The following is a 22,409-nucleotide window of genomic DNA, read 5'->3' on the forward strand; positions in this document are numbered from 1 at the left end:
AGGTAATGTCATGCAGTCAACTTGGGTGCTTGATTTGGTAGACACAAAAAGACAGTTGATTAAAGTTAATAAACTAGACTCTACTGTTTCTAAGACGATCTTTGTCTCGGATTTGGTGGAGGCAAAGATTCATCAAAATACTTTATTGGTGATTTGCGAAGATTGCGTTTGGATGATAGACATCATCACTGGTGTTCGTCGCAGAGTCAGTGAAAAAGCAATCGTTGGTCAAGATCAGCTCGCTAATTTAGCGATTGAAGCGAATTTAGATTTACCCGAGTTCTTGAAGAAAAGACAAGACTAGTCACTCGAACATTTTAAAAGTAATGGGGTTTGTTGCCGTGAGTCATTCTGACCGCGGCTTTTTTTTGATATTTTCTGGTGCGCCCGGCGGGAGTCGAACCCACGACCTTTGGCTTCGGAAACCAACACTCTATCCAGCTGAGCTACGGGCGCATATGCTTTAAAGCCTGAGGATTATAGCAAATGCGCCTTGGATTGTCCGATTGCAAGACATTGCCCTTTTATCCGTCCTGCCTTATCAGTATAATTCAGTTATAAATTTTTCCGTTGATCAAATTTTTGGATTGGAATACATAGTCATGAGCGAACACGAGTTTCCCCCCACTTCCGTCAAGCAGGTTGTTTTGGCTGTACTTGGCGGCATTATTGCCCCAGCTTTGGTCATTTTTTTGATTGCTAAATTAGTCTTTGGTGTTGATGCTAGTCATACGCCTGAAGATGCTAAAGTGGCTGCAACACAAGCTGAAGAGCGAATTAAGCCAGTGGCGCAACTTGCGGTGGCCGTTGTCGAAACCGGGCCCCATGTCGACAAAGGTGGCGAGGAAGTCGTGAAGGGTGTTTGTTCAGCTTGTCACGCTGTAGGCGCTTTGGGATCACCTAAGATTGGCGATAAAGCCGCTTGGGGGCCTCGTATTGCACAAGGCTATGAAACATTAGTGAAACATGCGATTGCTGGTATCCGTTCCATGCCTGCGCGTGGTGGCAATGCTGAATTAACAGACGGTGAAGTCGCTAATGCGGTTGCCTATATGGCGAACCAAGCGGGTGCTGGCTTTAAGGCTGGCAAGTAAATTGCAGGTCAAATAATGGTCATTGTGAGCATTGCTCATGATGACCATTGACACAAAATATGGCTACCTACGCGATTGGTGACATTCAAGGTTGTTTCCATTCCTTTCAGGCGCTCCTGAAAAAAATTAAATTTAATCCCGCCTCAGACAAGCTATGGTTGGTAGGGGATTTAATCAATCGCGGCTCGGGCTCATTAGAAGTTTTGCGCTGGGTGTTTGATCATCAATCTTCAATCGTGACCGTTCTCGGTAATCATGATTTGCATGCCCTAGTCGTTGCTGAGGGCTTTGTCAGCCCACACCGCAGCGATACAATTCAAACCCTCTTAGATGCCCCAGATGCTGACTCATTGCTGAACTGGTTACGTCACCAGCCTTTATTGCATGTCGAACACGATTATTTGATGGTACATGCTGGTCTTTTACCGCAATGGACAAGTCAAATTGCACAAGGGTTGGCTAAGGAAGTCAGTCAAGCGTTAAGCGCTGACGACTACCGTGAGTTTCTTAAACACATGTATGGCAATCAGCCAGCGCAATGGCATGATGCATTGACTGGCTGGGACAGATTGCGTGTGATTACCAACGCGATGACTCGTTTGCGTGTCTGCACGCAGGAGGGTGAGATGGAGTTTAAGTTTAAGGGCGAGCTTGTGAATTGCCCAAAAAACTACGCACCATGGTTTGATCTGCCGAAAAGAGCGAGTGCGGATATCCCTGTTATTTTTGGGCATTGGTCTGCGCTTGGTCTCTATACACAAAATAATGTTTTTGGATTAGATACAGGATGCTTGTGGGGGGGCGCGTTAACCGCCCTTCGCTTAGAGGACAAGGCGGTTACTCAAGTGCCTTGTCATGCTGATGATGCTCCTATTAGCATCCATTTTGCGGATTAGTCTAGGTGATGACCTAAGCCTAGTTGGGTAGCAATTGAATGTCGTGCTGCAATCGTTAATCCTCTGCGTTCATGTCCCTGTGGGTGAATCTTGGGCAAAAACGTTAGGACTGCTTTTGGACTACTTAACGAAACAATCCGCCAGATAGATTCCACGAGTGTTGTTTCTCCCGCAAATGCCATTTCAGTATTTGCACTTCCGTCAGTATTTGGGTAATGAATTGCAAAAGGCCAAATAGTTGCCCCCGCATTGATCGGGGCTTGCATCAGGCTGCCTTTGAACGCCAAAAGCGTTGAGCCATCCGTGGTCGTGCCTTCCGGGAAATAGCATAAACAATCGCCGCGTTTTAGACTCGCACTTGCTTCCTCGATAATCCGAACAGCGTCTTTCTTTTGCTCGCGTTCAATAAATAGGGTGTTACATTTTTTGGCGAGCCAGCCAAAGATAGGCCAGCTTTTTAGGTCGGATTTGGCAATGAACCTAACAGCGCGAACGCTATTGAGCGCATGAATATCGATCCAAGAGATATGGTTGCCAACAAACATGGTGTTAACAGCATCATGGTCTGGCATTTCACCGTGTTTCGTCAGTTCGATATTCAACAGCTTGAGTAAGGATCTGGACCAGTGGCTAACGATCCAATTGCGCTGTCTTGCAGTGGCTGTAGGCATAATGACTATGCCCAAGAAGCCACCGTAAACAGTATGAATGATAATCCGAAGAATTCGAATTAAGCGAATGACAAGCGAGGATTGTTGTTGATTACTTAAAAAAATGGGCAGCATAACGCCTGTTAATTCGTGAAAGGGGCAGCATGACTAGCATGTCTGCACTATTAAAGTCAGGATCCCAAGCAGGTTCACCGCATATGTAAGCACCTAAACGCAAATAGCCTTTAATGAGTGGCGGACAATCGACTGCCAAGTCTTTTTGTAAAGCTTCCATTGGCAGTGGGCAATGCGGAAATACGCGGTATTCTGGTGGGCACAGGTATTTTTTCTGCAATCCATTATAAAGACTCGCGGCCATATGTCCACCATCAGCCATGGGCACACTTGCGCAGCCAATCATATATTCATAACCATTCATTTGCATATATTTTGCAAGGCCGGCCCAAAGCATTGTGATAGTGCCGCCATTACGGTAATCACGATGAACACAAGCGCGACCAACTTCTACCATGCGTGGAAATAAATGTTGCAAGCGGCTAATATCAAACTCACCAGCAGAGTAATAACCCCCAGCTTCATTAGCCATAGCTGGATTAAGAATACGGTAGGTACCAACGACCCGATGATTCACACTTTCACGAATTAAAAGATGATCACAAAAGGCATCAAAGCCGTCCTGGTCAAGGCCATCGTCGCTTTGAATATTCGCACCCATTTCTTCTGCGAATACTTTATAACGTAAACGCTGGGCTTCTGCGATTTCACTTGGGTTGCGTGCAAAGCTGATGTACAACTCGTGCCCAACAACTTGTTGTTGTTCTTGAGTGCTTTGGTTTTGCGCGCTTTGTTGTTCTGAAGTTGGTTGTTCGAGCATCTCAAACTCCTGCTATTCAATAGATTTTAACAGGAGCAACTTTACGAACTTTTTGTGACAGAAATGTGACTAAAATTTGACGTTTCCATGAAGGTGCGATGAATGCAGCTTCATGGAAATATTGAGGCTTAATGACTGACGCGTGTGATGCCGCCGCTATCAATGAGGCGAACTGTATCGCCTGGTGCGAACTTTTCAGTTGCTTCTTGCACAATCGCAACCAAGCTACCATTATCAAGTTTGACAGTAATCTCTAGCGCGTCTTTTCTGGTTAGCCCTTCCTCGGCTGCTGAGCCCAGTAAGCCACCAGCAACGGCGCCAATCACAGCAGCGATTGCTGAGCCTTTACCATCGCCTACTGTGCTTCCTGCAACTCCGCCAATAACAGCGCCGGCGGCAGTGCCGACAGGCGTTTTAGTGCCTTCGAGTTTGACGGTGCGAACAGATTCAACCACGCCTTTGCGGATGGTTTGCACTTTGCGTGCTTCATCACGACTGTAAACGTCACCGGAGTTAGAACTTGCACAAGCATTGAGCAAGCCTGCAATGATTAAGATAAAAGTGGTTTTAATTAAATAATGATGTTTCATGATTAAGCCTCTTTTTAAGTTTAGGTGTTTTCATCCAGCTTTGTGTTATCCACCAAAGCTTGGGTGTAAATGACTTCAATCTCTTCTTTGCTAGGCCTGTGATTCTGTCCGCCGCGACTAGCGATTTTGATTGCGCCCATTACTGAAGCAAGCCTTCCGCAAGTTGGCCAATCCCAGCCTCTTGAAATGCCATACAGTAAGCCAGCACGGTAAGCATCACCACAGCCTGTTGGGTCAACCACTTCCTCTGCTTTAACGGGCGGGATTTCAAAGCGTTGACCATCTGCATAAATAGTTGAGCCATTTGCGCCAAGCGTCACAATCAGCGCTTTTACTTTTGAAGCTAGTGTGTCGAGGTCCAAGCCGGTCTTTTCTTGCAACATTTGTGCCTCATAGTCATTGACGGCCAGATAGTCTGCCATATCAATAAAACCAAGTAGCTCCTCACCGTTAAACATCGGCAAGCCTTGGCCTGGATCAAACAAGAATGGAATGCCAGCATCAAAACATTCCTGAGCATGTTTAAACATGCCATCTCGGCCATCTGGCGCGATGATGGCGAGTGAGATGTTCTTTGCATCATTCACGCTATTTAAATAAGACTCGTTCATAGCGCCTGGATGAAAAGCGGTGATCTGATTATCATCTAAATCGGTCGTGATAAAAGCTTGTGCAGTAAAGCTATTGGGGATGTTTTTAATGTGCGCATCGCTGATGTTGTTGCTTTCAAGCCAAGCAGTGTAAGCGCCAAAGTCATCACCCACTGTTGCCATGATAATGGGGTTATCTTCAAGCAACCTCAGGTTGTAAGCAATATTGCCCGCCGTGCCACCAAACTCCCTCCGCATTTCTGGCACTAAAAAAGCCACATTCAGCATGTGAATTTTCTCTGGCAGGATGTGATGTTTAAATTTGTCAGGAAACACCATGATAGTGTCAAAAGCCAGTGAGCCGCAGATTAGGGTTTGCATGAGTGGAAAGCTTTAATTAGATTAAAACGTCATTATCCTGATAGGGATTAGTAAGGGCAAGATGTGGATTTTTTGGCCCGAATAAAATGCGCATTTTTAGCGCGCCATTGATTGAGATTTTGTTGGCATTAACTGCTTTGTGCATCTTTGCACAAAGCATTATTTTATGGGTAATTTAGGATGAGTAAGAATTGACAAGCCCTAGCAAGGCTTCACCTCAACCAAAATAATGATTGCAATAAGGGCTAGGACAGGCGCCTCATTAAACCACCGGTAGTAAATATGACTGCGCTGATTTCTATCATGTTTAAAATCGCGGAGTAATTTTCCGCAATAAATATGATAAGCCACCAAGCCTAAAACGATTGCTAGCTTGATATGTAACCATCCACCTGTAATGCCATATCCTAGCCAAAGCCAAAAGCCAAAAGCGATTGTTAGAATGGCGCCGGGGGTCATGATGCCGTAAAACAATTTACGCTCCATAATTTTGAAGCGCTCGTGACTGATTTTGTCGTCAGACATGGCATGGTAAACAAATAGTCTGGGCAGGTAGAACATGCCCGCGAACCAAGTCACCATAAAAATAATGTGCCAAGCTTTTATCCACAACATTATGTTGAGCCCTTACTTGAGGTTGATTGGGTGGTGAGTGACTGATCAAGCAATTTGCGCAGGCTCACAAAGTCGAGTTTTCCAATGGTTTTGCCAATGATACGGCCCTGTTGGTCAATGATAAATGAAGTGGGTGTGAGACTCACTTGATCAAAGGCTAAACTAATTGAAGCGTCGCTGTCATGCACCACAGGAAAAGGCAACGCATTCTTTTTCACAAAGTTTTCAACTTGATTGAGTGGATCGTCTGCAATTGAGACGGCAATTATTTCCAAGCCTTGGGCATGATATTGCTGATAGATCTTGACCAAGTCGGGCATCTCCTCAATACAACCAGGGCAGTATGTGGCCCAGAAGTTAACCACCACCATTTTGCCTTTGAGTGAAGTGATGGGCATGGTTTGCCCATCGATGGTTGTGAACGTGAGGTTTGGTGCTTGTTTTTTGTCGCTCAAGTTTAAAAATAAAAAAGCAAGTAATCCTGCCACGATCAGCGGGATCAAAATTTTTGCGGGGGAATTGAACAATAACTTCATTAAGAAAATCTTCATTCTGTGGAACGTTTTTATGAACTAAATACTCTACGCATTGTGCGGTTTTTTTTAGGGAATGTCATCAGTTTGAAGGCTGAATTAACTTTATAACCACAATCCTGCAACCGTTTAATGCCATGCACTCGCATGATATAATTGTTTCTTTAATTTGACGTGAACACTCATGGCCAGCCGCTTACGCGAAATTCCATATAACTACACCTCATTCTCAGACCGCGAAATCGTCATTCGATTTTTGGGCGAAGACATCTGGAATGTTTTAAACGAGCTGCGCGGAGAGCGCAAAACAGGTCGCTCTGCGCGCATGTTGTTTGAAGTGCTTGGTGATTTGTGGGTGGTGACACGAAATCCATACTTGCAAGATGATCTGCTTGCAAGCAAAAAGCGTAGAAATGAATTAATCAGCGCGCTTAATCACCGAATCCATGCAATTCATGAACGTTCACAAGAGAATCCTCTCGTTCTTAAACTTATTGTAGCGGCGCGTGAGGCTGTTAATGCCTTTGAAGAAGACTTTAAGCAAACAGAAGCTTTGCGTAAAAAGGCTCTAGCTAAGCTAGGAAAAATTACCCGTAAAGACAATATCCAATTTGATGGTTTAGCGCGCGTTTCGCACGTGACTGATGCCACTGATTGGCGCGTTGAATATCCTTTTGTTGTAGTGAATCCAGATACTGAAATTGAAGTGGCCGCGATTGTAAAAGCTTGTATTGAGCTTGGTTTGACGATTATCCCACGCGGAGGTGGTACTGGTTACACAGGCGGAGCCGTGCCACTGACTAAGCTCTCAGCAGTGATTAACACAGAAAAATTAGACACCATTGGTCGTGTAGAAATGCGCACTTTACCTGGTGTTAGCCGCCAAGTGCCCACTTTACATTGTGGTGCTGGTGTGGTGACACGTCGTGCTATGGAAGCCGCTACTGAAGCGGGCCTTGAGTTTGCTTGTGACCCAACCTCTGCTGACGCCTGTTGTATCGGTGGTAACGTAGCAATGAACGCTGGCGGTAAAAAGGCGGTGCTTTGGGGCACAGCGCTCGACATCTTGGCTTCATGGCGCATGGTAACCCCAGATGCAAACTGGCTTGAGGTTGAGCGTTTAGATCATAACCTCGGCAAAATTCACGATATTGATGTAGCAAGATTCCGCGTTAGTCGTTTCGATGTTGATGGCAAAACCCTCATTGGTGAGCCTGAGATTTTAGAAATTCCTGGCCCTAGCTTCCGTAAAGTTGGTTTGGGTAAAGACGTCACAGATAAATTCCTATCTGGTTTACCTGGTATCCAAAAAGAAGGCTGTGATGGCTTAATCACCTCTGCAACATTCATTCTTCATCGTATGCCTAAGCACGTGCGTACCGTTTGCTTGGAGTTCTTTGGCCACGTGGCCCTTGCTGTGCCAGCAATCGTCGAAATTAAAGATCATTTAGATGCCACAGAATCAACTTTGCTTGCAGGTTTGGAGCACATGGATGAGCGCTACATTAAGGCAGTAGGTTACGCGACGAAAGCGAACCGTTCTGAGCGCCCTAAAATGGTGTTGATTGCCGATATTGCGAGTGATGATGAAGATGCCGTGGGAGAAGCAGCATCGCACATTGTTCGCCTAGCCAATGCGCGTGGCGGTGAAGGCTTTATTGCTGTTTCGCCTGAAGCACGTAAAAAATTCTGGCTAGATCGCGCGCGGACTGCGGCGATTGCTAAGCACACCAACGCCTTTAAAATTAACGAAGACGTGGTAATTCCATTGCCTCGTTTGGGTGATTATTCAGATGGTATTGAGCGCATCAATATTGAGCTTTCTATTGATAATAAATTGAAGCTGGTGGATGCGCTTGAGTCATTCTTGCAAGGGGATTTGCCCTTGTATGAAGATGACGACACGCAAGTGGATCAAGAGTTGTTATTGGCCAAAAAAGCCCAATCGCTCAAATTGATTCAAGATGTCAAGGCACATTGGCTGAAAGTGCTCAATAGCCTTGATTTACCAGCCAGCAGTTTGGGCCAAGACTTCGCAAATCTTGCGGTAGAGAATGTATTCCGCGCTGTTCAAGAGCACCAAGTACGCATCTCTTGGAAGCGAGAGCTTAAAAAGCCACTAGCGCTTATTTTCTCTGGCCGTGAATACCAAAGTATTTTGGCGCGTTGCGACGAAATTCATCAGAAAGTGCTAAAAGGCCGCGTGTTTGTTGCGCTGCATATGCATGCAGGTGACGGTAATGTGCATACCAACATTCCTGTCAACTCAGATGACTATGAAATGATGCACGCCGCGCATACTGCGGTAGCACGCATTATGAAATTGGCCGGTGATTTGGATGGGGTGATTTCTGGCGAGCATGGTATTGGCATCACCAAAATGGCATTCTTGGATGAGAAAACCATTTCTACCTTTGCAGCGTATAAGCAAAAAGTTGATCCGGAAGGCCGCTTTAATAAAGGCAAACTCCTTGCGGGCTCCGGCTTGGAGAGAGCTTATACCCCTAGCTTTGGCTTGCTTGAGCAAGAGTCCATTATTATGGAGCAATCTGCAATTGGTGAGATTGCCGACTCAATCAGCGATTGTTTGCGTTGCGGTAAGTGTAAGCCAGTGTGTACCACGCATGTGCCACGCGCTAACTTGCTCTATAGCCCACGCAACAAGATTCTTGGCACATCATTACTGATTGAAGCCTTCCTTTACGAAGAGCAAACCCGCCGCGGTATTTCACTCAAGCATTTTGATGAGTTTAACGATGTGGCCGACCATTGTACGGTTTGCCATAAGTGTTATAACCCTTGTCCTGTGGATATCGACTTCGGTGATGTGTCGATTGCAATGCGTAATTTCTTGCGTGAGCAAGGTAAGAAGCATTTCAATCCTGGCACTTCGCTAGCCATGACTTTCCTTAATATCAAAGACCCAGCAACAATTAAATTGATGCGCACTTTGATGGTGGGTGTTGGATACAAAGCACAACGACTTGGCCATACTGTATTGAATAAGCTGGGCCTGTTAACAGGCTTTAAGAAACGTCCGCCATCAACCTTAGGCAAGCCGGAAATAAAAGCGCAAGTAGTGCATTTCTTAAATCGTCCGATGCCAAAAGCCATGCCAACGAAGACCTCACGTGCCTTGCTTGGCATTGAAGATGACAAGATGGTGCCAGTGATTCGTGACCCTAAAAAAATGGGTGAAGAGGGTGATGCAGTCTTCTACTTCCCAGGTTGTGGTTCAGAGCGTTTGTTCTCAACGGTTGGTTTAGCAACTCAAGCCATGCTTTATGAAGTAGGCACAACGACTGTATTACCACCAGGTTATTTATGTTGTGGCTATCCGCAAACGGCAAGTGGTAATCATGATAAAGGTCAGCAAATCACCGCTGAAAACCGCGTACAGTTCCATCGTATTGCCAATACCCTAAACTATCTTGATATTAAGACGGTGATTGTGTCTTGCGGTACTTGTATGGATCAGTTGCAAAAGTACGAGTTTGAGAAGATTTTCCCTGGCTGTCGCTTGTTAGATATTCACGAATATCTCATGGAAAAAGGCATGAAACTTGAAGGTGTTACTGGTACACGTTATATGTATCACGACCCTTGCCATAGCCCAATGAAGACTTATGCGCCACTTAAAGTGACTAACGCATTGATGGGTCAAGATGTTGCCTTGAATGAGCGCTGTTGCGGTGAGTCAGGTACTTTTGCGGTCAGCCGTCCAGATATTGCAACGCAAGTAAAAATGCGTAAGCAAGAAGAGCTAGAAAAAGGCATGGTTAAGCTTGGTTTAACCCCTGGCGCGCCAGAGCAAGATGTGAAGATTTTGACTTCTTGCCCAAGTTGTTTACAAGGCTTGTCACGCTATGGTGAAGATACAGGTATTACGTCTGACTACATCGTGGTGGAAATGGCCAAGCACATACTTGGTGAAAACTGGATGCAAGACTATGTGGAAAAAGCGAATAACGGTGGGATTGAAAAAGTCTTGTTGTAATGTGCTGTAGTATTAAACAAAAAGCGCGGGTCTGAAAAGATGCCGCGCTTTTTTATCGCCTATTTTTCTATCCACATTTCTTTTCAATGACTGCTTTTTGAAGCGCCTCTGCTTCACCTTTCAGTCTTGAGTATTCTGCTACCTCAGGACCATCGCCATCAGTAAAGAATAAAGTGGGGAAGAACAAGATCATTCCAACTGCCACTTTTGCGTTGTCACCATCAGCTTTTTTTTGAAGCGACGCATTTAAATCCGTTACTCTGCGATTCACTCTTTCTGATTCATTGCCGAGTTGTTTGCAATCATAGTCTTTGTATTGCAAGGGTGAAACATAAGCTGCTGAGATTTTGTTGGGTTTTGTTGCGCAACCGCTAAGCATTAAAAGCCCTATAGCTAAGGCTAATGTTATTTTTTTGAGCATAATAAACTTTCTATTGGTAATTAATATGAATTAGTAAAACGTAAGCATATTACCAATAAATCTACGTAATTCGTAGAGATAAAAAATATTATTTCTACCATTATCGTAGAATGTCTAGTCAAACATGCAGCTCATCAGTTTTCGGTAGGCGATTAAAAGCCGCGAGAATTGCTATGGGTGTTGCGCAAGATAAGCTTGGTGTTCAAGTTGGATTGGATGAAGGGTCCAGCAGCGCTAGAATGAGCAGGTATGAGAGTGGGGTGCATGAGCCAAGTTATTTAACAGCATCAAAAATAGCGAAAGTTTTATCTGTGCCTACTGCTTATTTATATTGTGAAGATGATGAGCTTGCTGAGACTATTCTGCTGATAAGTAAACTTAGTGCAGAGAGGCGAAGAGGCCTTTTTGAAGAGTTGATGAAGTCTTGATTTGATATCAATTACTCAACCAATTCAGTCTATTTACTTACAATCCTAGACTTAGGAAACACCGCCTTAAACGTACTGCCTTTGCCAAATTCGCTGGTGATTTCTAAGCGACCTTGATGGCGGCTAAGGATGTGTTTAACGATAGAGAGTCCTAAGCCTGTGCCGCCCGTTTCACGGCTACGGCTGCGATCGACGCGGTAAAAGCGTTCGGTGAGACGATCAATATGTTGTTGTTCAATGCCTAGCCCGGTGTCGATGACACTAAACACAGCCTCTTGATTGTTCTCATCCCAATGCATCGTGATGCTGCCACCCTCAGGGGTGTAACGAATCGCGTTACCAACTAAGTTTCCAAAGGCGCTGTGTAGTTCTTGGGCTGAAGCAATGATTGATAAATTGGGATTAGCATCTAGTGTAATAGTGTGGCGGCCATTACTGAGGCTTTTCGACTCATTGAGAATAGTGTTGAGAAGTGCAGGCACATCAAGTTCTGCTTCATCTGGGGATGTGGCGCCACTTTCTAATTGAGACAAGGTAAGCAGGTCTTCAATCAAGAGACGCATGCGACTTGTTTGATCTTGCATCATTCCAAAGTAATTGCGAAGTGATTCTGGGACGGCGCCGTCCATGTCGCTGAGCGTTTCTAAAAAGCCACCGACCACAGTCAGCGGTGTTCTTAGTTCGTGAGAGACGTTCGCAATAAAATCTCTGCGCATGTGCTCAAGTTTTTCTACTTGGCTGATATCTCGACTGATCAGCAGTTTTTGATTGCTACCAAATGCTACTAACTGTATTTCAAGGGTGATATCCGATTTTATCCATGACTTGAGCTTGATCGGGTCAATGTCGACATGATGTTTGAGATACTGAATGAAGTCGGTATTGCGAACTAAGTAAACAATTGGTTGATTGATATCTTGTTTGAGCGACAAACCTAATTGCTGCTCAGCAGGTTTATTACACCACTCTATTTTATTGTCATCATCCAAAAGTACTACGCCATCGGGGAGTGCGCTGGCAGCGTGTCTAAAGCGATCAAGTGCAGAGCTGAGTTGTATCTTGCTGCGGTTGTGACGTCGCTGTTCGTGGTAGATGGTGGCAAACACATCTTCCCAAGCACCACTCCCAAGTGGCATAGCATTCAAGTCTGGTTTTTTATACCAAGCGAGCAGTTTGGCTAACCAAAACAAGTGATGTGCAAGGTAAAGCGTAATACCGACAGAAAAAGTGATGAGGGCTGTTTCAGCGTCATTTGCTGCCCACACGATGAGGCAGATGAAGGTAAGGCTAACAATTAGCCAAAATGCTTTCCAGCGGATATCTTGCAAGGCTATTCAATCATGAAGTTAGAAGGCCTTCATATTATGAGCTATTGCGATGAAAAGCGGTAGCCAACGCCACGTACAGTTTGAATTAAATCTTCATGCCCTGTTTGCTCAAGTGCAAGACGTAAGCGGCGGATATGGACGTCCACCGTTCTGTCTTCTACAAAAACGCGGTCACCCCAGACTCGGTCTAATACCTGACTGCGAGAATGGACACGCTCTGGATTGGACATTAAATAATGTAATAATTTAAATTCGGTTGGGCCAAGTTCAATGGTTTTGTTATTGCCCGTCACGCGATGCGTAGTTGGATCTAAACGTAAGCCATTTAATTCAATTGGATCGTCAGTCATTTGCGGAGAACGTCGACGGAGGACAGCCTTGATACGCGCATTAAGTTCGCGCGGGCTAAATGGCTTCGTGACGTAATCATCTGCGCCAACTTCAAGCCCGCGAATTTTATCGACCTCTTCACCGCGGGCAGTCAGCATAATAATCGGAATGGTTTTTGAGAGTTCGTCACTTTTGAGTTTTCGAGCAAACTCAATGCCGCTCATGCCAGGAAGCATCCAATCAAGAATAATAAGATCTGGCAAGGCATCACGCATCAGCATTTGCGCTTGCTCTACAGAAAGTGCGCGAATTGGATTATGGCCGGCCTGGGTCAGGTTGAGCGCCAGCAGTTCTTGAATTGCAGGTTCGTCTTCAACAATTAGTATATTTGCGGCCATAAATTAGTCTCTCATTTAAATGATGTTTTATCACAATTGAACACACTATATGAATTTATTGTGACAATTTAATGACAATTGTGACGCTTGTTTTAGGCATTGAAAAAGATTGGTTTTTAACGCACGCATGATTTAGCGTGACGGCGCTTAGTGGTATGATGACGCATTCTTGGAATGTAGATGTTAAAAGGGGTTGTTGTTGAATATCATCGAAAAAAATTTGGATGGCACAGGCTTAAAAGTAGGGATTGTGCTGTCTCGTTTTAATAGTGAAGTGGGTGAAGGATTATTGAAGGCTTGCGAGGTTAAGTTATTAGCGCTAGGTGTTTTGGCGGATGATATTACGCTGGCCACAGTGCCTGGTGCGCTTGAGACGCCAGTCGTATTGCAAGAAATGGCTAACAGCGAAAAATTCGATGCTTTGATTGCTTTAGGCGCCATTATTCGAGGTGAGACTTACCATTTCGAAGTCGTCTCTAACGAGTCTGCTCGTGGGGTTTCCGAAGTGCAATTGCAATACGGTGTGCCAGTTGCCAATGCGATCTTAACCACAGAAAACGACGAGCAAGCGCTTGCGCGGATTGATGTTAAAGGTGCGGAAGCGGCGGAAGTTGCAATCGAAATGGTTAATTTACTTAGGGCAATATGAGCGACAATCCAACACAAAGTGCGATCAAATCAACTAAGCCAACGGGCAATCGCCGCAAATCTCGTGAGCTTGCACTAAAGGGCCTATATCAGCTGTTGTTGAGCCCAAAAGAGCTTCGTCTCATTGTGCGTGAAATGGCAGATGAGGCCGATTTCGCCCGAGCAGATGAAACTTACTTCAGAAGTCTGCTCGAAGGCGTTTACGATCAGATCCCTGAACTCGATCATCGTATCGCTCAGTTCTTGGACCGCCCAATTAGCGAGCTTAGTCCAATTGAACATGCAATTTTATTGATCTCAGCCTATGAATTAATTTTTGATGTGAGCATCCCATACCGCGTTGCAATTAATGAAGGTGTCGAATTAGCAAAGCTTTATGGTGGTACGGATGGTCATAAGTACGTGAACGGTGTGCTAGATAAACTCGCTGCGGCAGCAAGACCTTCGGAAGTCAGCCGCTAGTTTTTATCTGCGTAAACTAAAAAGCCAAGCAATGCTTGGCTTTTTTAATGTCCGAATTTGATTAAACATTGATTGTTTGGCTAGAGAAGCCATGATGATCTAATCGTAAGCACGAGCCTTGCTCATACCAATCACCAAGAACAATGCGTTTGCATTGATGGCCATCAATCTCGATGTCGTGAATGCCTGGTCTATGTGTATGCCCATGAATAAATAATTCGGGATAAGCGTGATGACGTAAAAGTGCGCGAACCGCGTCTTCATTTACATCCATAATGGTAAGTGATTTATGAGATTTTTCTTGTTCGCTTTGCAACCTAAGGGCTTCAATTTGCGCTTTTCTTGTGCTCAGTGGTTGCGATAAAAAGTCTTGTTGCCAGTCTGTTGAACGCACTTGTAATCTAAAAGCTTGGTAGCGAGTGTCATCCGTACACAAGGCATCACCATGACTGATTAATATGCGTTTGCCATAGAGATTGACATCGCTTGGGTCGTTGAGTAGCTGGATCCCGGTTGCAGCCGAAAATTGTTCGCTGAGCAGAAAGTCGCGATTGCCATGTATCAAAGAGACCTGAGTGTTGTTGCTTGTCAGATTTTTTAAAGCCTCAATCATTGCCGCATGGTCGGGATGCGTTAGGTCATCATCGCCGGCCCAATATTCAAACAAATCACCCAGTATAAACAGCTGTTCAGCCTGGCTTGCCGTCTGTTGCAGAAAGTGGATAAATAGATGTGTGATAGCTGGTCGCGAGGCACACAAATGCAAATCGGAAATGAATAAGCTGTGGCTTACTGCATTTCCGATGTTGTTCATTTGACTAGGCTAAAGAAACGTAACGTCTGATTAGCAAACTTCAGCGCGTTCGATTACCACGCTTTCAGCAGGCACATCTTGATGGCCGCTTTTGCTGCCTGTTTTTACTTTGGCGATTTTATCGATCACTTCAGTGCCTGCAACGACTTTGCCAAATACGCAGTAGCCCCAGCCTTGTGCAGTTGGTGATGTGAAGTTCAAAAAGTCATTATCAGCAATGTTGATAAAGAATTGGCTGCTTGCAGAGTCAGGGGCAGGTGTTCTAGCCATGGCGATGGTATAAGATTTATTTTTTAGACCATTGTTAGCTTCGTTTTTAATGGTCGGGCTGGTATTTTTTTGTGACATTTCTGGCGTGAAGCCACCGCCTTGAATCATAAAGCCATCAATCACGCGATGGAAAATTGTGCCGTTGTAGAAATCACTTTCCACGTAAGCCAGAAAGTTAGCGACCGTTATCGGCGCTTTTTCTGCATCCAGTTCAAGTGTAATTTCGCCGAAATTTGTGTGTAATTTAACCATGATATTTTCCTTTTAAAATTAAAGTGTGTTTTTAAAAAGAGTGCTTATGCAGCGCCCTCGTAAATAATTTTCCATTGTTGGTTTTCTTGAATCCAATATTGTCTTTTTCGCATTTTGCTATCCAGCAAGCTACTTCGAAAGTTTTGGTCGAATGTCACCACGGCCATCGGCAGAGCACTATTGGGGTAGCGTAATAAACTAAGGTTTGAAATGGTAATATCCACATTTGGCTTGCTTGCTTGAATGCGTCGTTTTTCTTCTGACCAATGATGAAGGTCCAAGCTCCCGTTTGAAAATTCAGTTGCATAGTGACTTAAATACTCTTCAGTGTCTTGTGAAGCCCAGTCTTTGCGCCAAGCCTCAATAGTGTCTAGAAGGGCTTGTTTGTCTTTTGAGGTTTGATTTGGTTTAAGCCATTCAAGCCCTTTGCTTACAACGACAGGAATATTGCCTTGTTGCAAAATGGGCGCCAATTTACTTAAGTCTTGATTAGAGAGTACCACACAACCATCACTTGATTGAGGCGCGCGGCTGTAGGTGTCGTGGGGTGTTCCATGTAACCAAATACCACTTCCCGTTTTTCCTTCTCGCCTGTCCCATTCATTGGGGTAACTTAATGGGTATGCAGCATCACCATAAGTGTCCGCTAGTTTTTGAGTTAGCTTGGGGGAGGTGAAGTAAACACCTAATGGTGTTTTCTTGTCGCCGGCATATTTTTTTTCGCTACCGTTTTTACCGATCGTCACATAAAAGTCTGCAGTGTATTGTGCCTTGCCATTTTCGTTGCGATAAACAAACAAGCGTGACTTATCTGCATCCACGACAAAAATATAAGATTGCGAACCATCAAGTTGCCAAATGGGTTCAGGAATTAATTGATCGGATGATTTATCTAAATAACGCTCAATTCTTTTACGCGCTTCATCGCGATAACCAGCGACATCTTCTGAGCTGGGATGCGGGCTGCCGAATGCTTCAAACTGTTGTGCCCGTGCCATTAACAAATCGCCTTTGACAAGGTGGGCTAGCTTAAAATTAGGCGTGGCTGAAATGACCTGATCTAATGTCTTTAGGGCGGATTCTATATCTCCTGATGAAATTTCCATCAGACTTTGAACAATTAAATCTTCTGTCTTAGTGGATGCAGAGAGACTATCTTTAGTCAATAAACTAAGCTCGGGGCGGTTTAATGCGGTCGCACTCCATGGACAAACTGTTACGATCACTAAAGTAATGAAAGTATAGAGTTTAAATTTCAATCTAGGGTAATGAGGAAAGAGATTCACGATGCAATAAGCTCAGTATTAGTGGTTGGCTTTTTCTTGCACGATGAGCCATTTTCCATTGGTGAAAACAAAGACCAATACCTTGGAGGTTTTTTGCGACAGATTGCCAGAGTGGTAGCTTTGTTTGAAGCTGGCAGTAGCATGAGAGCTATCGTCTAGGTGAACATTGATATTAGAAACTGACACTTCGATTTTCCCTGGTTTGTTGATGCGTTCGCGACGCATCGCCTCCCAAGCCTTGCGACTCAGTCCGTCAGGCGTTTTAAATCCATCAGCATAAGCATCTAAGTAAGCGTTAATATCTTTATTTGACCATGCGCTGGCCCATTTATTTACCGCGGTTACAACACTTTGGGTGTCAGCGCGCCCTACGTCATTGCTACTTTCAAGCTTTGTATTTGTTTTTCCAGGCTCAGTAGATTTAATTGAATCAGCAACTTTATTTCCATAGGCGGAATCTGGCGTGGCTGGCAAGGTTGTTGTATTGATGTGTGCCGGTTTTGCACTGATTGCCGAAGCTGTTTTTCCGCTTGCGCTGAGCAAATCTTTAATCAGTAGTAGTTTGTTTTGAGCCCGAGCGTTAGCTGTGTCCAATTGAAGCGCTTTTCCATAAGCCTCTGAGGCCATTTTTGAGTAAATATCCCCAAGATTCTCGTGGGCGGTGGCATAGCTTGGGTGCGTTTTGATTGCACTTTCCAGCGCCTGTTTTGCTTTGTCAAACTGGCCTTGATCGGCATAAAGGACTGCCAAATTGTTGTATGGCTCTGGCAGGGCTGGGAATCGTTGAGTAATGTCTGTAAAGGCTTTGATGGCCTCATCTTTTTTACCCTGCTCCGCTAGCATTACGCCACGCATGAACAGTGCTTGAACGTCATTTGGGTTAGCACTGATGTGGTTGTTCACGCGCTCCATTGCGGCAGATGGTTGGCCTTGGCTAGCTTGTTGAGCGATATCTTTTAGGTCGTCGGCGTTAACGAAGCTTGAGAAGCTCAGAATCAGGACAAGTAGTAAACGAATAGAGAGGGTGCGCGACATAACCATTGTGATATACTTTTTCGCAGTTTGATGAGGTGCTGATTCTATCAAAAACCCCGTCTTTGCTCCACTAGCGCAACACAATAAACCATATTTATTTAGTGATTTAAGTGATCTCACCACAGGGTGTATTATGCGAGTCATCAAAAGCACTCAGTTTTAATCAAATCAAATGCTCAAAATTTACAATACACTTGCACGAGAAAAACAAACCTTTGTCCCAAGAGTGCCCGGAAAAGTCGGAATGTACGTCTGCGGCATGACTGTGTACGACTTCTGTCATCTTGGGCATGCGCGTGTGATGGTCGTGTTTGATATGGTTAATCGCTGGTTAAAAGCCTCAGGCCTTGAGGTGAATTACGTTCGGAATATTACGGACATTGACGACAAGATTATCAAACGTGCCAATGAAAATGGTGAAGAGATTGGTGACTTAACTCAGCGCTTTATTGACGCCATGAATGAGGACTCAGCGATGCTGGGTGTGTTGCCCCCTAACGTTGAACCGCGAGCAACAACCCATGTAGATGAAATGGTTAGGATGATTGCTAGCCTTATTGACAAGGGGCACGCTTATCAAGCAGATAATGGAGATGTATTTTACTCAGTCAATAGCTTTGCCAATTATGGCCAGCTTTCTGGTAAATCCTTAGAGGACTTGCGCGCTGGTGAGCGTGTGGACGTCGATACCTTTAAACGCGACCCGATGGACTTTGTTCTTTGGAAATCTGTGAAGCCTAACGAACCTAGTTGGGACTCTCCTTGGGGAAAGGGGCGTCCAGGTTGGCATATCGAATGTTCAGTCATGGGCGCATGCCACTTAGGCAAACACTTCGATATTCATGGCGGTGGTCAAGATCTTCAATTTCCACATCACGAAAATGAAATTGCGCAATCCGAAGCCGCCAATGATTGTACTTTTGTGAATTATTGGATGCATAACGGTTTTGTCCGCGTCGACGATGAGAAGATGTCTAAGTCCTTAGGTAACTTTTTTACGATTCGTGATGTCCTGAAAAAATATGATGCTGAAGTCGTTCGTTTCTTTATTTTGCGGGCACAATACCGTAGCCCACTCAATTACTCTGATAAGCACCTGGATGACGCAAAGCAAGCCTTGACCAGACTTTACACAGCGCTACGCAATTATGATGTCATTGCTCATGTTGATACGACTCTGCCATCCTTTCAAGCATTTCAAAACGCCATGGATGATGATTTCAATACTCCAGAAGCGATGGCGGTGCTGTTTGATTTGGCTAATCAATTAAACAAGACGAATGATGTGGCATTGGCTTCACAGCTGAAGGGTCTTGCTGGTGTGCTTGGTTTGCTTGAGCGTAATCCTGAAGAATTTATGCAGGCTGAATCTAAAGGCGGCTTACAACCCGATACTATCGAGGGGCTGATTAAAGCCCGCGCAGAGGCTAAAAAGGATAAAAACTTTCCGGAGGCAGATCGCATTCGTCAAACGTTGTTAGCGCAAGGGATTGTTTTAGAGGATACTCCACAGGGTACGACTTGGCGAAATAGCTAATATTTGGAACTAATTCGGGCAATTGATTACAATACAACCATGACACTGAAATATTTCACTACGCTGATTATTGGATTAATGTTTTGCTTTTGTTTGCTTGGTAAACAAGTGAATCACTCTTCGCCTGAATTTATGGATGGTTTTTCGATACAAGATGTTGTGCCTGAGTCGTCCAATCACGATGATTCATCAGATATTAATGATGATGGTATTTTGACTTTACTCATCCCGTTTATCTCCTTATTGTTGGCTATCTTGCCAACTTCTATCGTTCGACTCTATTCTCAGCCTCCACTTATTGCCCCCAAACGGCCACCATCGTTCTAATTGATCTGGTGCACCAGTTCTGCGTATTCTTCACTTTTATCATAATTAATTTAAGATGTTTGAAGATGCGCAAGAACAAACCAGTGCGCTTTTGTCTTTACCAACGCAGAGCGATGGATAAAAACTTTAAGCATGTTTTTTGTTTATGGAATAAAAAAATCAAATGAATGTAGAAAAAAATATCAAACCCTCATGTTTGACGAAGCGTGCAATCTTTCTTTGCTTCTCAATACTGCTTTCTCAGCCCCTATTTTCCTCGGCTGCCCCCGTTTATTCACTTCAGCAAGTGATCGACATTGCTTTGGTTGAAAACCCAAGCGTTCGCGTGGTGAAAGCGCAACAAGATGCCGCTGTTGCAACGGTCACGACTGCCAAATCCTTTGCCAATCCTGAAGTTGAAATGACAGCGGGTCCTAGTCGTTATAGAACGGGTCCAGGCGATAATAAAAGCAACTGGATTGTTGGCTTATCTCAGCCGCTGGAGTTTTCAGATGTTAGAGCAGCGAGACGAGAGATTGCCGAATCCAATGTGGCATTTTATGGCGTCAGTGCTGAAATCAATCAGATCGAATTGCGTGCCAGGGTCAAAAAAGCTTTTTATGATGTTTTACAAAGACAGGCGGCATTACGTTTAATCGAAGATGATCGTAATTTGTTACAACAAATTCGTGAGCGCGTGAAATTGCGTGTGGATGTTGGGGAGTCTCCACGCTATGAATTAATTAAGGCGGATACGGAAACGCTTGCTGCAGAGCGAGATTATCAGGCGGCAATTGTTCGCGTTGTAGAGTCAAAAGCATTTTTACAAGGGCTGGTTGGCGCTTCAATGCCAGCTAACTTTGACGTGACAGGTGAGCTCCCAATGCGCCAATCACTTCCCGGTATTAGTGCGTTGAAAGATCAAATTTCCCAAAGCCCACAACTGAAACAAGTGCGAGCTGCTTCTCAGACAGCGGATGCAAAGTTAAGGCTTGAGCAAAATCTACGCAATCCCGGGTTAACGCTTAAGGCGGGTATTGAGCAAGATCCTGATTTAACAAGCTACCGTTTGGGTTTGGCGCTGCCATTGCCGCTATGGAATCAACGCCAAGGTCAGATTGCTGAGGCAGCTGCTAATGTGAGTCAAGTTCAGGCGGTTTTCAGTGACCGCGAGCTCGCATTAACACGGGATTTAGATGCTTCATATCAGCGCTACATCATTGCACAAAATCAAGTGACTTCTTTTGAGAGCGGTTTATTAGCGCAGTCAGAGTCAGTGCTCAAGGTCGCTGAGGCGGCTTATCGTTATGGTGAGCGTGGAATTTTGGAGTACCTGGATGCCCAGCGCGTCTATCGCATCGTAAAAAAAGATTATTTGGCTGCAAAGTTTGACTACGTTAGCGCAATGCTTGAGATAGAGCGCTTATTGGGTTTTGAAATACTACAAACAAATTAAAAAAATTAGGAATAATCGAGATGACAACAATTTTTAATGGCAACAAAACTCGGGCATCCGTGCTGAGAGATGTTCTAGTGTTGAGTTTGATGCTTGCATTGACGGCTTGTAAAGGCAGTGATGACACACAGCAATCAAAAAAACCAGAGATCGATCCGTATTTGGTTGAGTTAAGTGCGGACTTGCAAAAGAAGGTAACCTTAATGAAGGTTGGCCAGGCAGACATTCGCGAAGTGTTGCGAATCCCAGGTAGCATTCAAGTGGATGAACAACGTATGGCTAAAATAGGTGCGCCAGTCACTGGTCGTATCACTGATATCGATGCTGTGTTGGGTCAACATGTCACACAAGGACAGGCCTTAGCCACGCTCAATAGTACTGAGTTAGCTCAAAATCAATTGGTTTACATTAAAGCATTGCAACAAATTGATCTGCAAAGTAAAGCGGTGGAGCGCGCACGCATTTTGTTAGAGGCCGATGTTATTAGTAAGGCAGAAGTTCAACGAAGAGAGTCTGAACTTAGTGCCGCAAAGGCTGATTTGAACGCCGCTGCGGATCAGTTACAAGTCTTAGGGATGACATCGCAAGGCATTGCTAAGCTTTCAAAAAACTCACAGATGCATTCATTTAGCACAGTGACAGCAAGAATTTCAGGCACTGTCATTTCCAGAAAGATTAACCTGGGGCAGGTTGTTCAGCCTGCGGATGAGCTTTTTATTGTTGCCGATTTGTCAAAGGTTTACGCAGTTGCGGAAGTGCCAGAGCGTCAGATTGACTTGATTGAAAAAGGCCAGGAAGTCGATATTTTAATTCCATCAATCAATGAAAAGCCAATTAAAGGCAAATTGGTGTATGTCTCCGATATCGTCAATCCAGAAACCAGAACTGTCATGGTCCGGAGTGAGCTCAGTAATGTGAATCGTGAGATCAAACCAGATATGTTGGTTTCCATGTTGGTGCAATCAAAGCCAATTGCAAAACTTTCTGTGCCGGTTAGGTCAATTGTTCGTCAGAACGATAAGAATTATGTTTTCGTTCAAATCTCAGCGAATAAATATCGCTTGAGAGAGGTGGATGTTGGTGATGAATTTAATGCGATGCGGCCAATCATTGGTGGCGTTGAAGAGGGTGAAACGATCGTGACTGACGGTGCGTTCCATTTAAATAACGAACGCAAACGTAAAGAATTGGAGTAAG

Annotated in this window: 24 protein-coding genes and 1 tRNA gene; 11 read left to right on the forward strand and 14 right to left on the reverse strand. The window is 44.5% G+C overall.

Annotated features, from left to right (window positions below):
• The first annotated feature begins 10 nt into the window (after positions 1-10).
• A complete protein-coding gene (locus BN1209_RS01745; protein ID WP_045750679.1) occupies positions 11-304 on the forward strand; it encodes a hypothetical protein in 294 nt (97 codons plus the stop codon).
• A gap of 75 nt (positions 305-379) precedes the next feature.
• Here the strand turns inward: BN1209_RS01745 and BN1209_RS01750 are convergent.
• A tRNA-Arg gene (locus BN1209_RS01750) sits at positions 380-456 on the reverse strand.
• A 146-nt stretch (positions 457-602) separates the two neighbouring features.
• Here BN1209_RS01750 and BN1209_RS01755 point away from each other — a divergent pair.
• Together BN1209_RS01755 and BN1209_RS01760 are read left to right on the forward strand one after the other, a co-directional pair.
• On the forward strand, positions 603-1,094 hold the full coding sequence (locus BN1209_RS01755) for a c-type cytochrome (protein WP_045750680.1): 492 nt from the start codon (positions 603-605) through the stop codon (positions 1,092-1,094).
• A gap of 59 nt (positions 1,095-1,153) precedes the next feature.
• The gene (locus BN1209_RS01760) at positions 1,154-1,990 is read left to right on the forward strand and encodes a symmetrical bis(5'-nucleosyl)-tetraphosphatase (protein ID WP_045750681.1); all 837 of its coding nucleotides are present in this window, start codon (positions 1,154-1,156) and stop codon (positions 1,988-1,990) included.
• Here the strand turns inward: BN1209_RS01760 and BN1209_RS01765 are convergent.
• The 6 genes from BN1209_RS01765 to BN1209_RS01790 all read right to left on the reverse strand — a co-directional run bounded on the left by BN1209_RS01765 (position 1,987) and on the right by BN1209_RS01790 (position 6,247).
• Positions 1,987-2,775 carry a lysophospholipid acyltransferase family protein gene (locus BN1209_RS01765; RefSeq protein ID WP_045750682.1) on the reverse strand — a complete coding sequence of 263 codons (789 nt, stop codon included), beginning with the start codon at positions 2,773-2,775 and terminating at the stop codon, positions 1,987-1,989. The genes BN1209_RS01760 and BN1209_RS01765 overlap by 4 nt on opposite strands.
• The gene (locus BN1209_RS01770) at positions 2,753-3,535 is read right to left on the reverse strand and encodes a GNAT family N-acetyltransferase (RefSeq protein WP_045750683.1); all 783 of its coding nucleotides are present in this window, start codon (positions 3,533-3,535) and stop codon (positions 2,753-2,755) included. Before BN1209_RS01770 ends, BN1209_RS01765 begins: the two co-directional genes overlap by 23 nt.
• A gap of 128 nt (positions 3,536-3,663) precedes the next feature.
• Positions 3,664-4,125, reverse strand: coding sequence for an outer membrane lipoprotein (locus BN1209_RS01775; RefSeq protein ID WP_045750684.1), 462 nt, complete (start codon positions 4,123-4,125; stop codon positions 3,664-3,666).
• A gap of 20 nt (positions 4,126-4,145) precedes the next feature.
• A complete protein-coding gene (locus BN1209_RS01780) occupies positions 4,146-5,096 on the reverse strand; it encodes a carbohydrate kinase family protein (protein WP_045750685.1) in 951 nt (316 codons plus the stop codon).
• Between the two features lie 201 nt (positions 5,097-5,297).
• Positions 5,298-5,711: a CopD family protein gene (locus BN1209_RS01785; RefSeq protein WP_045750686.1), complete on the reverse strand. Its 414-nt coding sequence runs from the start codon at positions 5,709-5,711 to the stop codon at positions 5,298-5,300.
• Positions 5,711-6,247: a peroxiredoxin family protein gene (locus tag BN1209_RS01790; protein WP_045750687.1), complete on the reverse strand. Its 537-nt coding sequence runs from the start codon at positions 6,245-6,247 to the stop codon at positions 5,711-5,713. Before BN1209_RS01790 ends, BN1209_RS01785 begins: the two co-directional genes overlap by 1 nt.
• 181 nt (positions 6,248-6,428) lie before the next feature.
• On the opposite strand from BN1209_RS01790, the gene BN1209_RS01795 reads away from it, so the two are divergent.
• A complete protein-coding gene (locus tag BN1209_RS01795; RefSeq protein ID WP_045750688.1) occupies positions 6,429-10,241 on the forward strand; it encodes a DUF3683 domain-containing protein in 3,813 nt (1,270 codons plus the stop codon).
• A 67-nt stretch (positions 10,242-10,308) separates the two neighbouring features.
• Here BN1209_RS01795 and BN1209_RS01800 read toward each other — a convergent pair whose 3' ends face one another.
• Positions 10,309-10,620 (reverse strand): hypothetical protein, encoded by a 312-nt coding sequence (locus tag BN1209_RS01800; RefSeq protein ID WP_082048363.1) that lies wholly within the window; start codon positions 10,618-10,620, stop codon positions 10,309-10,311.
• A gap of 215 nt (positions 10,621-10,835) precedes the next feature.
• Here BN1209_RS01800 and BN1209_RS01805 point away from each other — a divergent pair, with 215 nt between their 5' ends.
• Positions 10,836-11,090, forward strand: a complete 255-nt coding sequence (locus tag BN1209_RS01805) for a helix-turn-helix domain-containing protein (protein WP_197539016.1) — start codon at positions 10,836-10,838, stop codon at positions 11,088-11,090.
• A gap of 29 nt (positions 11,091-11,119) precedes the next feature.
• On the opposite strand, the gene phoR is transcribed toward BN1209_RS01805, so the two are convergent.
• Together phoR and phoB are read right to left on the reverse strand one after the other, a co-directional pair.
• The gene (gene phoR / locus BN1209_RS01810; RefSeq protein ID WP_045750691.1) at positions 11,120-12,418 is read right to left on the reverse strand and encodes a phosphate regulon sensor histidine kinase PhoR; all 1,299 of its coding nucleotides are present in this window, start codon (positions 12,416-12,418) and stop codon (positions 11,120-11,122) included.
• Positions 12,419-12,459: 41 nt separating this feature from the next.
• Positions 12,460-13,146: a phosphate regulon transcriptional regulator PhoB gene (gene phoB, locus BN1209_RS01815; protein WP_045750692.1), complete on the reverse strand. Its 687-nt coding sequence runs from the start codon at positions 13,144-13,146 to the stop codon at positions 12,460-12,462.
• Between the two features lie 199 nt (positions 13,147-13,345).
• Here phoB and ribH point away from each other — a divergent pair, with 199 nt between their 5' ends.
• Both ribH and nusB read left to right on the forward strand, forming a co-directional pair.
• A complete protein-coding gene (gene ribH, locus BN1209_RS01820; RefSeq protein ID WP_045750693.1) occupies positions 13,346-13,795 on the forward strand; it encodes a 6,7-dimethyl-8-ribityllumazine synthase in 450 nt (149 codons plus the stop codon).
• Positions 13,792-14,256 carry a transcription antitermination factor NusB gene (gene nusB / locus BN1209_RS01825; protein ID WP_045750694.1) on the forward strand — a complete coding sequence of 155 codons (465 nt, stop codon included), beginning with the start codon at positions 13,792-13,794 and terminating at the stop codon, positions 14,254-14,256. The genes ribH and nusB overlap by 4 nt, the downstream gene beginning before the upstream one ends.
• Positions 14,257-14,317: 61 nt before the next feature.
• Here the strand turns inward: nusB and BN1209_RS01830 are convergent, their stop codons facing one another.
• The 4 genes from BN1209_RS01830 to BN1209_RS01845 form a co-directional block, all read right to left on the reverse strand.
• The gene (locus BN1209_RS01830; protein WP_045750695.1) at positions 14,318-15,070 is read right to left on the reverse strand and encodes a UDP-2,3-diacylglucosamine diphosphatase; all 753 of its coding nucleotides are present in this window, start codon (positions 15,068-15,070) and stop codon (positions 14,318-14,320) included.
• A 30-nt stretch (positions 15,071-15,100) separates the two neighbouring features.
• A complete protein-coding gene (locus tag BN1209_RS01835; protein ID WP_045750696.1) occupies positions 15,101-15,592 on the reverse strand; it encodes a peptidylprolyl isomerase in 492 nt (163 codons plus the stop codon).
• 44 nt (positions 15,593-15,636) lie between these two features.
• Positions 15,637-16,758, reverse strand: a complete 1,122-nt coding sequence (locus BN1209_RS01840) for a L,D-transpeptidase family protein (protein WP_231855141.1) — start codon at positions 16,756-16,758, stop codon at positions 15,637-15,639.
• A 138-nt stretch (positions 16,759-16,896) separates the two neighbouring features.
• A complete protein-coding gene (locus BN1209_RS01845) occupies positions 16,897-17,913 on the reverse strand; it encodes a nuclear transport factor 2 family protein (RefSeq protein WP_045751897.1) in 1,017 nt (338 codons plus the stop codon).
• A 172-nt stretch (positions 17,914-18,085) separates the two neighbouring features.
• On the opposite strand from BN1209_RS01845, the gene cysS reads away from it, so the two are divergent.
• From cysS to BN1209_RS01865, 4 genes are all read left to right on the forward strand, one after another.
• Positions 18,086-19,450: a cysteine--tRNA ligase gene (gene cysS, locus BN1209_RS01850; RefSeq protein WP_045750698.1), complete on the forward strand. Its 1,365-nt coding sequence runs from the start codon at positions 18,086-18,088 to the stop codon at positions 19,448-19,450.
• Positions 19,451-19,489: 39 nt separating this feature from the next.
• Positions 19,490-19,777, forward strand: a complete 288-nt coding sequence (locus BN1209_RS01855; RefSeq protein ID WP_144402528.1) for a hypothetical protein — start codon at positions 19,490-19,492, stop codon at positions 19,775-19,777.
• Between the two features lie 163 nt (positions 19,778-19,940).
• Complete coding sequence (locus BN1209_RS01860; protein WP_052661072.1) at positions 19,941-21,212, forward strand: TolC family protein; 1,272 nt, start codon at positions 19,941-19,943, stop codon at positions 21,210-21,212.
• A gap of 20 nt (positions 21,213-21,232) precedes the next feature.
• Complete coding sequence (locus tag BN1209_RS01865) at positions 21,233-22,408, forward strand: efflux RND transporter periplasmic adaptor subunit (protein WP_052661073.1); 1,176 nt, start codon at positions 21,233-21,235, stop codon at positions 22,406-22,408.
• The last annotated feature ends 1 nt before the right edge of the window (position 22,409 follow it).

The sequence above is a fragment of the Candidatus Methylopumilus turicensis genome (assembly GCF_000953015.1).
In the GTDB taxonomy this organism is placed as follows: Bacteria; Pseudomonadota; Gammaproteobacteria; order Burkholderiales; family Methylophilaceae; genus Methylopumilus_A; species Methylopumilus_A turicensis.

What these genes read in the sequence shown, in the direction of transcription:
- BN1209_RS01780 (WP_045750685.1), bottom strand. Translation starts at nt 5,096, where the DNA reads ATGCAAACCCTAATCTGCGGCTCACTGGCTTTTGACACTATCATGGTG.
- BN1209_RS01805 (WP_197539016.1), top strand. Translation starts at nt 10,836, where the DNA reads ATGGGTGTTGCGCAAGATAAGCTTGGTGTTCAAGTTGGATTGGATGAA.
- BN1209_RS01795 (WP_045750688.1), top strand. Translation starts at nt 6,429, where the DNA reads ATGGCCAGCCGCTTACGCGAAATTCCATATAACTACACCTCATTCTCA.
- BN1209_RS01855 (WP_144402528.1), top strand. Translation starts at nt 19,490, where the DNA reads ATGACACTGAAATATTTCACTACGCTGATTATTGGATTAATGTTTTGC.
- BN1209_RS01860 (WP_052661072.1), top strand. Translation starts at nt 19,941, where the DNA reads ATGAATGTAGAAAAAAATATCAAACCCTCATGTTTGACGAAGCGTGCA.
- cysS (WP_045750698.1), top strand. Translation starts at nt 18,086, where the DNA reads ATGCTCAAAATTTACAATACACTTGCACGAGAAAAACAAACCTTTGTC.
- BN1209_RS01800 (WP_082048363.1), bottom strand. Translation starts at nt 10,620, where the DNA reads ATGCTTAGCGGTTGCGCAACAAAACCCAACAAAATCTCAGCAGCTTAT.
- BN1209_RS01785 (WP_045750686.1), bottom strand. Translation starts at nt 5,711, where the DNA reads ATGTTGTGGATAAAAGCTTGGCACATTATTTTTATGGTGACTTGGTTC.
- BN1209_RS01755 (WP_045750680.1), top strand. Translation starts at nt 603, where the DNA reads ATGAGCGAACACGAGTTTCCCCCCACTTCCGTCAAGCAGGTTGTTTTG.
- BN1209_RS01760 (WP_045750681.1), top strand. Translation starts at nt 1,154, where the DNA reads ATGGCTACCTACGCGATTGGTGACATTCAAGGTTGTTTCCATTCCTTT.
- BN1209_RS01775 (WP_045750684.1), bottom strand. Translation starts at nt 4,125, where the DNA reads ATGAAACATCATTATTTAATTAAAACCACTTTTATCTTAATCATTGCA.
- BN1209_RS01830 (WP_045750695.1), bottom strand. Translation starts at nt 15,070, where the DNA reads ATGAACAACATCGGAAATGCAGTAAGCCACAGCTTATTCATTTCCGAT.
- nusB (WP_045750694.1), top strand. Translation starts at nt 13,792, where the DNA reads ATGAGCGACAATCCAACACAAAGTGCGATCAAATCAACTAAGCCAACG.
- BN1209_RS01790 (WP_045750687.1), bottom strand. Translation starts at nt 6,247, where the DNA reads ATGAAGTTATTGTTCAATTCCCCCGCAAAAATTTTGATCCCGCTGATC.
- BN1209_RS01765 (WP_045750682.1), bottom strand. Translation starts at nt 2,775, where the DNA reads ATGCTGCCCATTTTTTTAAGTAATCAACAACAATCCTCGCTTGTCATT.
- BN1209_RS01835 (WP_045750696.1), bottom strand. Translation starts at nt 15,592, where the DNA reads ATGGTTAAATTACACACAAATTTCGGCGAAATTACACTTGAACTGGAT.
- phoB (WP_045750692.1), bottom strand. Translation starts at nt 13,146, where the DNA reads ATGGCCGCAAATATACTAATTGTTGAAGACGAACCTGCAATTCAAGAA.
- BN1209_RS01770 (WP_045750683.1), bottom strand. Translation starts at nt 3,535, where the DNA reads ATGCTCGAACAACCAACTTCAGAACAACAAAGCGCGCAAAACCAAAGC.
- BN1209_RS01745 (WP_045750679.1), top strand. Translation starts at nt 11, where the DNA reads ATGCAGTCAACTTGGGTGCTTGATTTGGTAGACACAAAAAGACAGTTG.
- BN1209_RS01845 (WP_045751897.1), bottom strand. Translation starts at nt 17,913, where the DNA reads ATGTCGCGCACCCTCTCTATTCGTTTACTACTTGTCCTGATTCTGAGC.
- BN1209_RS01865 (WP_052661073.1), top strand. Translation starts at nt 21,233, where the DNA reads ATGACAACAATTTTTAATGGCAACAAAACTCGGGCATCCGTGCTGAGA.